Consider the following 11,323-nt stretch of genomic DNA (forward strand, 5'->3'; position numbering starts at 1 on the left):
GTGGGGGGCTGGTCGGTGCCGCTTCCCGCACGTGCCGAGGGCCTTCCCTCCTCCCACCTGCCAGGTCCCTCCCCACCCAACCGGCGCTACCTCAGCCCTCTCCCCCTCCTCAGCCCTCCACCTCCCGGATCGCATCCCGATACGCCCGAGCCGCCGCCCTCAGCGCTGCCTCCGGGTCGACGCCCTCCGCCTCGGCGCGGGTGGCCAGGGTGAGGAGTTCGTACCCGATGCCCTCCGTCCTCGGGAGGGGGACGTCCAGGCCCGCCGTCCGCACCCGTGACGCCAGCTTGGCCGCGAGGGCTAGGCCGGGCTGGCCGAGGGGGATGCCTTCGGTCACCGAGGTGCGCTGCTTCTCTATCGCCTTGGTGCGCAGCCAGTGGGCCTTGACCTCTTCGGGGGTCTCGGCTCTCTCGTCGCCGAAGACGTGCGGGTGGCGGTGGATGAGCTTGGCGACGATGCCGCCGGCGACGTCGTCGACGGAGAAGGGGGCGTCCGGGTCCTCCTCGGCGATCCGGGCGTGGAAGACGACCTGGAGCAGGACGTCCCCGAGTTCCTCGCGCAGTTCGTCGCGGTCGCCCTCCTCGATGGCCTCGACGAGTTCGTACGCCTCCTCGATGCCGTACTTCGCGAGGCCCTTGTGGGTCTGCTGGGAGGACCACGGGCACTCGGTGCGGATGCGGTCCATGACCTGGACGAGGTCGAGGAGCCGGGCGCCGGGCAGGTCGTAGGAGGCGGGGAGGAGCTCCAGCTCGGGCATCTGGAGGCGGCCGGATCCGGCGAGGCGGGCCAGGCCGTCCGTGAGGGCCGGTTCGCCCTCGCCGGTGGCCACGACGACCACAGTGTGTCCGCCCGCGCACGCCGCGACCAGTTCCTCAGCGGTCGGGGACGTCTCGTCGACCGGTATCCCCGCCTCCCGCAGATACGGCAGCTGGGGGTGGGCGCCGTCGGCGCACAGCACCCGGTCGGCGGCGTGCAGTGCCTGCCAGGCGGGCCAGGACAGCAGGCCGGGGGCGACGCGGTGGCTGGTGGTGAGCAGGACGATGCGGCCGGGGGCGGACGCCGTGTCGGGGTCCTGGTCGGGGGCGGGCTCGAAGCCGGGTGCGTTCACAGTTCGAAGCTAACGCACGGCGCCGACGGGGCGATCAGGTTGTCCACAGGCCGGGGGCGGCAGGTTGATCGTACGATCATCCGCCTGCCAGGCGGACCGCCCGATGAGCCGTCGCCGCCCCGGCCCCCCTGCTCCCTGTCCCCGTCCCGCTAAGCGCTCTTCTCGCTCCCGGCCGCGCTGACCTCCCGTACCCACGGCGTCTTCGCGTCGACGCGGGTGCTCTTCGTGACGTCCCAGGTGCCGTAGCGCGGGTTGAGGTCGACGTCGAGTTGCTTGGACGCCTTGCTCAGGGCGTTCCAGAAGGCCGGGTTGCTGGTGTCGGTGCCGAGCTTTCCGGCGAGTTTCTGGGCCTCCAGCTGGAGGCGGAGGTTCTCGTCGAGGCGTTCGGGGGCGATGCCGTACTGCTGGAGCCAGGTCGTCTCCAGGCCCTTGGTGCCGCCCGCCTGCTCCTCCAGGCCGGACCGCAGTTCCTGGACCTCCTTGCGGGTCACGGAGACGCCCGCGTCGGCGGCCGCCCGGTGCAGTACCCGGTCGAGGACCATGCCGTGCAGGACGTCCCGGGTGAGGGTGCCGGTCTTGGCGATGGCCTGCTTGTACTGCGTCTCGTCCGTGACGGCGGCCCGCTGCGCGTCACGCACCTCGGTCACCCGGTTCTCCAGCTGGGAGACGGTGATCCGCTGCCCGCCGACCACGGCCGCCGCGCCGGGATGCGCGTCGCTCCCGCAGGCGGTGAGCAGGGGGGCCGCGGCCGCGAGGGCGGCGGAGAGGACGAGCGCGGTGCGACGACGGCGGTGCAAGGAGGCCTCCCGAGGAGATTGTGCGACGGTGCACAAGGTCTTGCGGTGATCGATGGTAGGCAGGGGACCGGCTCTGGCCAACCCATTCGACCAACGATTCACCAGGACTTCGGGCACCGCCGCGCCCTCACCGCACGCACGCGCGTGCGATGGGCTCAGCCGGTGATGGCCACCGGGCCGTCCCACGCGTCCCGGTCCACGGTGATCGTGTAGCCGTTCCGCGTCTCCTTGCTGTTGACGAGGTACTGGTGGCCGCGGCTGTGGTCGGTGTACTGGGTCCTGCCGAACGGCCAGTCCGTCGTCGTGGTGTTCTGCTTGTCCCACAGCGCGTACCAGAGGTTGCCCGGCAGGTCGGTCCTGTCGGTGGCGTTGGCGATCGCCTTGGCGCTGGAGCTGGTGAAGCCGTAGAAGCCGGCGCGGTACGTCTTGGCGCGCAGGGTCTTGTCGAAGGCGCGCACGTAGGTGAGCACGGCGTCGTTGCACGCCTTGTTCGTGATGTCGTACGCCTCCATGTCCAGGTAGATCGGGCTGCCGATCTTCATGCCGAGCGCGGAGGCCTTGGCGACCGCGTCCGCGCCGTCCGTCGCGCCCAGGGAGGCGGCGGTGGAGGCGGTGAGCTTCTCGGGGTTGGAGCCGCTCTGGCAGGGCGGCTGGGCGCCGACGTAGAGCGGGATGAGCTTCCAGCCGGCCGCGCTGACCGACTTGACCCAGGAGGCGGTGAGGTTGGGCTGGGAGCAGCCGCGGTTCTTGCCGCCGACGTAGACGGCGGCGGCGCCGTAGAGGCCGCCGTGCCAGGCCTTCATCGCGGAGAGGGAGGGGGCGGCGCAGGTGTCGAAGGCGCGGCCGGTGTACGTCTTCTGGGCGGGCCAGATGGTCGCGGCCATCGAGCTCTGCGCGGCGAGGCCCGCGCCGGCGACCACGGCGGCCCCGGCGACGCCCCAGGTGATGTATCTGCGCTTCTTCGACTGCCGATGGCTGGACCTGGACGACATGGAGGACCCCACCCCTGGATGTGCTGTTGGTTGTGCTGTACATGGTGTTTGGTTGAAACAAAGCGTAAAGCCAACGGCGGAGCCTTCTAACCGCGCACCTGTCCCAGCCACTGGAGCGTCCGGCGGACCTCCGCCGCCAGCGGGTGGCCCGGTCCGTTGAGCCGCTCGACGTCGTGCAGCAGTCGGGCGAGGGTGTCGTGGGCGGCGGCGCGGTCGCCGAGGGCGAGCAGGAGGTGGCCGATACGGCGGCGGACGTCGTGGGCGAGTTGGGGGTCGCCGGCCACGTACTGGTTCTCGTAGTACGGCAGCAGGGCTCGGTACTCGGCCAGTGCCGCCGCGGGTTCGCCGAGTTGTTCGAGGCACTGGGCGGCGTCGTAGCGGAAGCGCAGGGACTGCGGGTCGGCGTGGCCGGCCTCGGTCGCGCGTTCGTCGGCGAGGCGGCGCAGTTCGGGCAGGGCGCGCCGGTACTGGCCGTCGTCCATGAGGGTGGCGGCGTACTGCTTGCGCAGGGTGCGGACGACCGGGGAGTTCGTGCCGTGCTGTTCGGCGGCCACGGGCAGGATGGCGCCGAGGATGTCGACGGCCTGGGTGATGCGGCCCTCGCCGAGGAGCCGTTTGACCTCGTCGACGGCGCGCGCGACGTCCGGTTTCTCGGTCTTCTCGGGGGCCGGTGTGACCGGGGCGGGCTGGGGCGCGGGCGTGCGCGCGCGGTCCGGCCAGGGGGCGTGCGGGCGCAGGAAGGGGCGGGTGGGGTCGAGGGGCGCTCCGGTGGGCATCCCGCGCGCGGGCAGCAGCAGCGCCAGGTCCTCGTACACGTCCTGTGCGGAGGCCGGGCGGTGCTGCGGGTCCTTGGCGAGCAGTCGCAGGACGAGCGCTTCGAGGGCCTCGGGAACTTCGGGGCGGGTGCGGCGCACGGGCAGCGGGGGCTCGTACAGGTGCCGGTGCAGTACGCCGAGCGCCGTGGAGCCGGCGAACGGCACGTCTCCGCTGAGGAGTTCGTGCAGCAGTACGCCGAGTGCGTACAGGTCGGTGTACGGGCCGACGGCGCCGCCCATGGCCTGCTCGGGCGCCATGTAGGCGGGCGAGCCGATCGGTGAGCCGGTGTGGGTGAGGCGGGTGGTGTCGGTGTCCATGACGGAGGCGACACCGAGGTCGAGGACGGTGACCGTGCCGTCCTGTTTCACCATCACGTTGCGCGGCTTGAGGTCGCGGTGGACGATCGGCACGGCGTGCACGGCGCTCAGGACGGCGCACAGTTGCGCGGTGACCGCGACCGCCCACTGCCAGGGGTACGGGTCGTGTTCGGCGAGGTGGTCGGAGAGGTCGGCGCCGTCGACGTACTGCATGACGAGGAACAGCTCCTCGCCCTCACTGCCGGCGTCGTGCACGGTGACGAGCCCGGGGTGGTCGACCTGTGCGGTCACCCGGCACTCGCGCACGAACCGGCGGCGCAGCTCGTCGGCCTCCTGGCCGGCCACCTTGTCGGGGCGCAGCAGCTTCACCGCCACGCGCCGGTCGAGGCGCCGGTCGTAGGCCGTCCACACCTGGCCCATGCCGCCCTGTCCGATGAGCGTGGCCAGTTCATAGCGGCCGCCGACGACACGTCCTGTCGCCACGGTCACCTGCCGCTCTCGGTGGTGCCGCCGTCGTGCTTGCGCAGATAGTCGCTGAGCTCGTCGAGTTCGGCGCGCACCTGGTCGATGCGGGCGGGCGCGGGGCGCTGCGGCGGCGGGGGCGGCAGGACACCGGGGGCGGGGACCGGAGGAGCCGACGGCTGCGGCTGCGGCTGGAGCGTGGGCGTGTACGGCGGCTGCGGCTGGGGCTGCGGCGCCGGCTGCGGGTAGCCGTAGCCGGTGTGGGCGGTCGGGCCCTGGGGCGGCGGGAAGCCGGCGAACCGCCGCTGCTGGTGCACCCGGATGTCCATCACCAGGAAGTACACGCTGCTGAAGAGGCCGAAGAGCAGGACCAGCGACATGGCGACGTCGGTCCGGGGATCGCTCTCCGGCAGTGCGCCGACCACCGCGAAGCACGCGATGGACAGCGGCAGGCTGGCCCAGGCCAGCACCCAGTCGACGGTCCGTCCGCGCAGGAACGCGACCCGGAACAGGGGTGCGCAGGCGAGCAGACCGCACGAGAGGAAACCGACGGCGGCGAGCACCACGCGCAGGGTGATGACCGTGCCCGAGTCGCGGGCGGGCGGCGCCGCGCCGTGGCCGTACATGAACGCTCCTGAACCGGGAATCGATGTGGGGTTCGAGCGTATAGGCCGATACCGACAACTGGTCACGGGTTGTACCGAACCGTTGTCGACCTGATCAGTCGGGCGCGACCGTTCCGTCGGTGAGCCCGTCGTACATCCCGCGCACGAGTTGCTCTCCGAGCCGGCCCGCGTGCCGGAGCGCCCGCTCGAACTCGTCGAGGGTGCGGAAGCGTTGGCCGTAGCGCCGTTGTTCGTCGAGCGGGAGCCGGGGCAGCTGGAGCCTGCGCACGTCCAGGCGGGTCGCGGTGGAGGCGTAGCTGCTGGCCTGGCGGTTGTTGGCGGTGCCGCGCAGGAAGCCGGCGAGGAACCAGGGGTCGAGCGCGGCCGGATCGGGGCGCAGCAGCACGAGGTTGCGGCCCAGGGCGGCTCCCGCGGTCGTCGTGTCGATGACGCGCGCCACCGAGCCCCCGCCGAGCACCGGTACGACGACGTCGCCGGGTTCGGTCAGCACGGCCTCCTCGTCGCTCTCGGGAAGTGTCCCGGAGGGGTCGGTCCCGGACAGGACGTCGTGGTCGGTGAGCACGGGCACGCGTGCGTGGCCGCCGTTTCCCCCGGTGCGCAGCATCAGGGCGCCTCCGCGCGCGAGTTCGCCGATGGTGGTGAGCGGCCACCGCGCGGGGTGCGCGGCGTCGGCGCGCCGCGGGGTGAGGTCGGCGGTCAGGCGCAGCGTCTCCCCCAGCAACTCGCGCACGCCCGTGAGCTGCTCGGCGCCGTCGGCCGCCGTGGGGGGCGGCAGGTGGCGGGCGGGGGCGAGGTCCACGTCGTCGTCGAGGAGTTCGATGACGGGCAGCGCGCGGGCCAGGCCGGGCCTTTCCGTGAAGCGGCCGGGGCGTTGGAAGGCCTGCCAGGCATCGAGTACGGCCTCGCGTACGGCCCGCCAGTCCGGTCCGCCGCGCCCCTCACCGGCGAACTGCCCCACGTCGACGAGGAGCACCTCCGGCTGCGCGGGCGCCCTTTCCGGGCGACGCAGCACCCACAGGTGCAGCGGGATGTTGTACGGCGGTGCCGCCCCGACCGGCAGGGCGATCACGGCGCGCAGGGCACCGCGGCGCAGCAGGTCGGCGCGGATACGGCGGCCGGAGCGGCGGGAGGCTGCCGCGGGCGGCATGAGCAGCACACCGGCGCCACCGTCCTTGAGGCGGGCGAGCGCGTGCTGGACCCAGGCGAGCTCGGACTCGGTGCGGGCCGGGAAGCCGTACTCCCAGCGGGGGTCGTAGGCGAGTTCGTCGTGGCCCCAGTTGCGCTCGTTGAACGGCGGGTGGCACAGGACGGCGTCGGCGCGCAACCGCGGGTGGGCGTCGGCGCGCAGGCTGTCGCCGGTGGCGCCGCGCACGGTGGACCAGGTGTGCAGGGCGAGTCTGAGCGTGGTGAGCGCGGCGAGTTCGGGGGCGCTGTCCTGCGCGTAGAGCTTCTGGTCGGGACGGGTGGCGGCGGCCCGCAGGAGGGCGCCGGTGCCGCAGGCCGGGTCGAGGACGGTGCGGGCGGGGCCGGCGAGGTCGGCCATGAGGCCGGCCAGCTCGGCGGGCGTGAGCGTGTACTGGCGCGGGTTGGCGTCCAGGTGCCGGCCGAGCAGGAACTCGAAGGTCTGGCGGGCGCCCAGCTCGGCGGCCAGCTCGGCGACACCGCGCAGGAGGGGGGCCGAGGGAAGGAGTTCCGGACCGGTGGGGGTGTGAACGGCGGAGTGGGCACTCTCCGTGGCTGGGCTGTGAACGGCGTTCACAGCAGAGGGCGCGTCGGCGGCGGGTGCCGGGGCCGCGCCCGGGGTGTTCACAGTCTCCGGAGTGCTCGTGGCCGGCTCCGGCCCGAATCGCGGTGTGAACACCTCCCGCAGCGCCCCCGGCAGCATCTCCGCGAGACGTTCGTCGGAACCGGCGCTGAGCTCCAGCCAGACCGGCGGGCGGTCATGGATCAGCAGCAGTACGCAGCCCGCGTGGATGAGGGCGGTGACCGGGCCGTGGGGGTGGCCGGAGAGCTGCTGCCAGACGCGTTCCCGCAGCGGGACCTCGGCGAGTTTCCCCTGCGTGCGCAGCCAAGACTCGACTTCGGCGAGCGCGAAGGACGGGCTGGTCTCGGTGCCGCCGACGGGCCTCGGGAAGTCGGCGTGCCGACGGCGCCAGTTGCTGACGGCCGCGCGGCCCACGCCGGCCATCCGCGCGATACCGGCGGCGGTCACCTCCGTCGCGTTGTCCTGCACCCGTCCGGCTCCCCTCGTCGTACCGCACCAGCCCTGAGCCCCGCATGTGACGCCGAGCATACCGACGCACGCAAGATCTACCCATTCACGACCGTGTACACGAGAGATGTTGTGAATAGTGTTGACTCGGTTCACAGGCTCTGTTCTTATTGACCCAGCGAACGAGCGATCCCCGAGTGGCGGTGGTCGCCCACAGCCCACAGCCCGCACCCCGCACCTCAACTCACCTCACCGCATCCCCACCAAGGACTCACCATGCGCCGTACCGCACTCGCCGCCCTCTGCATCGCCGCCGCGGCCACCGCAGGACTCACCGGATGCCAGCCGGGCCAGGACAAGGCCGACAGCGGGACGAACGCGGCCGGCGCGTCCGCCGGGTCGGGCACGCCGGCCGCGAAGAAGGAGCCCCTCGCCGGGCTGACCGGCGGAGAGATAGCCGACCGGGCCACCAAGGCCACGACCGGCGCCTCCTCGCTGCGAATGAAGGGCGACATCCCCGACGACGAGAGCGGCGCCACCATCAGGCTCGACGTCCTCCTGAACAAGAAGGGCGAGTGCGCCGGCACCATCGGCATGGGCGGCAAGGGCAAGGCCGACCTGATCAAGACCGGTGACCTCGTGTACATGAAGTTCGACGAGGCGTTCCTGCGCGAGCAGAGCGAGGGCGAGTCGAAGGCGGACACCGACGCGGCCGTGGCCATGCTGGCCGGCAAGTGGACCAAGTCGAAGGCGACGGGTGCGGACGCCAAGGAGTTCGAGGCATTCTGCGACCTGGGCGCGGTGCTCGACGGCGCCGAGGACACCAACTCGGACGCGAGCCGCGGCAAGGCGGCCACCGTCGACGGGGCTTCGGCGATCACCTTGCACGAGAAGGACGGCAAGGAGCGCTACACGCTGTACGTCGCCACCGAGGGCAAGCCGTATCTGCTGCGGATCGACAGCACGGCCGGAGCGGACCAGGGGTCCGTCACCTTCAGCGACTTCGACAAGCCGGTCCCGACGCAGAAGCCGACCGGCGAGATCCTGGACCTCGACGCCCTGGGCGGCTGAGCCCTCCGGGACGGACGGGACGGACGGGACGGACGGGACGGACGGGACAGACGCGCCACACGCGGCACGCACGAGCCCGGCGCACTGGGACGCGGCACGCTCAAAGGGCGTGTCGCATCCACACGTTGGGCTCGACGTACACCGCGTAGCCGCGCTCCGGCTCGCAGCGCACCGGCACCAGCGCCCCGGGCACCTCGACGTCGCCCCGGGTGTCGAAGGGCAGCCCGGTCCAACGGCGCCACTGCTCCAGCGAGCCGGACACCGTCATGGAGGCCGGCGCCACGGAGTGCACCTCGGCACCGGCCCGGACGTGCACGCGCAGCCAGGGGTCGTACGGCAGGCCGTCGGGGCGTACCCGACGGGCGTACTCCTCGATGGGGGTGTGCGGTTCCAGGTGCTTGGCGCTGGGGCGGACCGGGGCGACGACTTCGCTGAAGCCGTGGGCGCGGGCGTTGTCACGCATCGCCGAGAGCATCCGGCCGGACAGGCCGTGGCCCTGGAGGCGCGGATCGACGACGACGGAGATCGCACTGACCGTGTCGGGCCTTACGCCACGCCGCAGGTCGCTGAAGGCCCACCCCAGCACCTGGTCCCAGCCCCGGGCGGGCAGTTCACCGCGGTCCTCGGTGTGGAGGGCGAAGGGGACGCTGTGGGCGTGCGCGACGACCTCGCCCCGCTCGTCCTCGGCGAACAGGACGTGCTCGGGGAGTTCGCCGGAGATCCGTCCGTAGTGGGCGTTGCCCACCGGGTCCTCGGTCACGAACTCGGGCCAGCTGTCGGCCATGCCGAGGACGCGCTCCCGCATCTCGGGGCGCTCGGCGAGACTCGATACCTTCAGCTCCATGCGATCACCGTAGGCGCGGACCCGCCCGGCGGAAAAGCGCATTTCCCCGCCCGCGGTGGCTCCGAGGAGGCGTCGGCGCGGAGCCTCAGTCCGCGTGGAAGCGCGGCGGTGCGGCCGTCGGGTTGCCGCCCACCGGGAGTTTCTGGCCGGGACAGCCGGAGAGGACCTTCTCCATCGCGGACTTCTCGGCGGCCGTGACCCACAGGGCGTACTTCTTCTTCACCGCGACCTGGGCGGCCACATACGTGCACCGGTACGCCTTGTTGGGCGGCAGCCAGGTCGCCGTGTCGCCGTCCCCCTTGGAACGGTTGGTGCTCGCGTCGACGGCCAGGAGGTTGAGGGGGTCATTGGCGAGAGCTATCCGCTTGCCGGCGTCCCAGTACTTGGCGCCCTTCTGCCAGGCGTCGGAGAGCGCGACCACGTGGTCGATGTCGACCTGGCTGCGCCCCCGCCGGTAGGTCACCTCCTTGCCCGAGTACGGGTCCGACTCGAGCACGCCGTAGGACACCTTGCAGTGCCCGCCGGTGAACTTCACGTTCTCCAGGTCGCGTTGGAGTATGTCGTCGCGGGTGTCGCAGTCGTTCGAGTCGGTGTCCGCCCACGCGGTGCCGAACCGTTCACGCTCGTAACCCGTCTTGGGCGCCCGCCCCTTCACGGTGAGCGACTCGGCGGCGGTGAGGGCCGCACCCGAACCGCCCGCGCCCGCGGTCTCCTCGGGCCCGCCGGACCCGGTGGTCGTGTCCGCCTTGCACCCGGCCACCGCGAACACCAGCACGACGGCTGCCGCGGCCCCGCCCCTCAGACGCATCACGTGCGCCCCTCCCCTTGAAACCGGTCCGCCCCCGCAGGGAGCGATTTCCCCCGTACGACGTCTCGCACACCGTAGCGAGCGGGCGCACTGCGGCATTCAGGAGGTCCGGACCTGGTCCGGACCACCATCCGTTCGAGTGGGCATTGCCGGCATATCAGTCGTATCGTCGTTGCTGAGTCGCTTCCGGAAGGAGCTCTGGATGGGCATCTTCGACAGGTTCAAGAGCAACCGCCACATGCAGGACAAGGCCAAGGACATGTCCGACATGGCGGAACGGAAGGCCAACGACAGGACGGGCAACAAGTACGAGAGCCAGGTCGACGACGCGCAGCAGAAGATCGAAGGGTCGCTCGGCATGGATCGCGACAGGCCCGAACAGCCGTAACGGCTCCCCACCGCACGCTGAGGCCGCTCGCGCGGCTCCGTCTCGCGCGGGCGGCCTCGCGTTCCTGACGGTCATGGCGCCTCGGCCGGGGTCATGCCGGCGGGCCGGCCGGCCACGGCAGCACCGTGAGCTCCGGCCATTCTCCCTTCCAGCGCGCGGCCTTGGCGTCGTAGACCGCCCTCGGAGCGAGCACCGGATTGGGCCGGACCACGAGGTTGAACACGTCGGACAGCCCGTGGGGCGCGTAGACCCGCCATTCCCCGTCGGGCTCCAGCCGTACTCCCAGACAGCAGGTGGTCGCGGCGAAGCGGTCGATGGCGGCCTCGGTGGAGTCGTACGGCGGGCAGGGCACTTGGAACTTCCGCTCGTACCAGAGGTGCACCCGGGCCTCGTTGCGGATCTCCACCTCGGCCCGCAGGTCCTCGAACACCTCCTGCCCCGCCTTGATGACGGCGTCCTCGGCCTGCCAGGAGAGGTCGGTGTCGTCGAAGTAGAAGACGTCGTAGTCCCGGATGCCGTGAGCCGGGGGCCTGCCGGTGACCACGTTCCACACGGTCTGGAACAGGCAGCCCGCCGTCACGTACCAGCCCGGCAGCTCGAGCGTCGCCGTCCTGGCCATCACCTCGGTCAGGACCTCGTTCCGGCCGAGCACGGAGCGGAACGCGTCGAGTTGTTCCGCGAGGGGGAGTCGTCCGAGCATCCGTCCTGACTATCACGGTCAGGGATTGCCGGTACCCGGTCGCATCCGAGGGGAGCAGTCGCCGAGCAGGCCCGCGATCCCACGTCCGTACGCCAGGCAACTGCCCTGCCGGGACGGCGAGTTGGCTGGCGCGGACACGAGCGGGCCGCCCTGTGGCCGCCGCAGCCCTCCGGCTGCGGCCT

The 11,323-nt window shown here is 72.0% G+C and carries 11 protein-coding genes; 2 read left to right on the plus strand and 9 right to left on the minus strand.

Going from position 1 to position 11,323, the window contains the following annotated elements; genetic code table 11:
- Window positions 1–109 precede the first annotated feature (109 nt).
- From H293_RS0126355 to H293_RS0126380, 6 genes are all read right to left on the minus strand, one after another.
- Complete coding sequence (locus tag H293_RS0126355) at window positions 110–1,108, minus strand: nucleoside triphosphate pyrophosphohydrolase (RefSeq protein ID WP_020120837.1); 999 nt, start codon at window positions 1,106–1,108, stop codon at window positions 110–112.
- Window positions 1,109–1,257: 149 nt separating this feature from the next.
- Entirely contained in the window at window positions 1,258–1,905 is a 648-nt protein-coding gene (locus H293_RS0126360) for a SurA N-terminal domain-containing protein (RefSeq protein ID WP_020120838.1), read from the minus strand.
- A gap of 155 nt (window positions 1,906–2,060) precedes the next feature.
- Complete coding sequence (locus H293_RS0126365) at window positions 2,061–2,897, minus strand: glycoside hydrolase domain-containing protein (protein ID WP_020120839.1); 837 nt, start codon at window positions 2,895–2,897, stop codon at window positions 2,061–2,063.
- Window positions 2,898–2,983: 86 nt separating this feature from the next.
- Window positions 2,984–4,477, minus strand: a complete 1,494-nt coding sequence (locus H293_RS0126370; protein ID WP_310591913.1) for a protein kinase domain-containing protein — start codon at window positions 4,475–4,477, stop codon at window positions 2,984–2,986.
- 38 nt (window positions 4,478–4,515) lie between these two features.
- Window positions 4,516–5,118, minus strand: coding sequence for a hypothetical protein (locus H293_RS0126375; RefSeq protein WP_020120841.1), 603 nt, complete (start codon window positions 5,116–5,118; stop codon window positions 4,516–4,518).
- A gap of 94 nt (window positions 5,119–5,212) precedes the next feature.
- Window positions 5,213–7,351: an N-6 DNA methylase gene (locus tag H293_RS0126380; protein WP_020120842.1), complete on the minus strand. Its 2,139-nt coding sequence runs from the start codon at window positions 7,349–7,351 to the stop codon at window positions 5,213–5,215.
- A gap of 255 nt (window positions 7,352–7,606) precedes the next feature.
- Between H293_RS0126380 and H293_RS0126385 the strand changes: the two genes are divergently transcribed.
- Window positions 7,607–8,401 (plus strand): hypothetical protein, encoded by a 795-nt coding sequence (locus H293_RS0126385; protein WP_020120843.1) that lies wholly within the window; start codon window positions 7,607–7,609, stop codon window positions 8,399–8,401.
- 100 nt (window positions 8,402–8,501) lie between these two features.
- On the opposite strand, the gene H293_RS0126390 is transcribed toward H293_RS0126385, so the two are convergent.
- Window positions 8,502–9,245 carry a GNAT family N-acetyltransferase gene (locus H293_RS0126390; protein ID WP_020120844.1) on the minus strand — a complete coding sequence of 248 codons (744 nt, stop codon included), beginning with the start codon at window positions 9,243–9,245 and terminating at the stop codon, window positions 8,502–8,504.
- 85 nt (window positions 9,246–9,330) lie between these two features.
- The gene (locus tag H293_RS0126395; protein ID WP_020120845.1) at window positions 9,331–10,053 is read right to left on the minus strand and encodes an HNH endonuclease family protein; all 723 of its coding nucleotides are present in this window, start codon (window positions 10,051–10,053) and stop codon (window positions 9,331–9,333) included.
- Between the two features lie 202 nt (window positions 10,054–10,255).
- Here H293_RS0126395 and H293_RS0126400 point away from each other — a divergent pair, with 202 nt between their 5' ends.
- Window positions 10,256–10,441, plus strand: coding sequence for an antitoxin (locus H293_RS0126400; RefSeq protein WP_020120846.1), 186 nt, complete (start codon window positions 10,256–10,258; stop codon window positions 10,439–10,441).
- Window positions 10,442–10,532: 91 nt separating this feature from the next.
- On the opposite strand, the gene H293_RS0126405 is transcribed toward H293_RS0126400, so the two are convergent.
- On the minus strand, window positions 10,533–11,141 hold the full coding sequence (locus H293_RS0126405; protein WP_020120847.1) for a nucleotidyltransferase family protein: 609 nt from the start codon (window positions 11,139–11,141) through the stop codon (window positions 10,533–10,535).
- Between the last annotated feature and the right edge of the window lie 182 nt (window positions 11,142–11,323).

Source organism: Streptomyces canus 299MFChir4.1, assembly GCF_000383615.1.
GTDB lineage: Bacteria > Actinomycetota > Actinomycetes > Streptomycetales > Streptomycetaceae > Streptomyces > Streptomyces canus_C.

What these genes read in the sequence shown, in the direction of transcription:
- H293_RS0126385 (WP_020120843.1), top strand. Translation starts at nt 7,607, where the DNA reads ATGCGCCGTACCGCACTCGCCGCCCTCTGCATCGCCGCCGCGGCCACC.
- H293_RS0126375 (WP_020120841.1), bottom strand. Translation starts at nt 5,118, where the DNA reads ATGTACGGCCACGGCGCGGCGCCGCCCGCCCGCGACTCGGGCACGGTC.
- H293_RS0126405 (WP_020120847.1), bottom strand. Translation starts at nt 11,141, where the DNA reads ATGCTCGGACGACTCCCCCTCGCGGAACAACTCGACGCGTTCCGCTCC.
- H293_RS0126400 (WP_020120846.1), top strand. Translation starts at nt 10,256, where the DNA reads ATGGGCATCTTCGACAGGTTCAAGAGCAACCGCCACATGCAGGACAAG.
- H293_RS0126390 (WP_020120844.1), bottom strand. Translation starts at nt 9,245, where the DNA reads ATGGAGCTGAAGGTATCGAGTCTCGCCGAGCGCCCCGAGATGCGGGAG.
- H293_RS0126365 (WP_020120839.1), bottom strand. Translation starts at nt 2,897, where the DNA reads ATGTCGTCCAGGTCCAGCCATCGGCAGTCGAAGAAGCGCAGATACATC.
- H293_RS0126395 (WP_020120845.1), bottom strand. Translation starts at nt 10,053, where the DNA reads ATGCGTCTGAGGGGCGGGGCCGCGGCAGCCGTCGTGCTGGTGTTCGCG.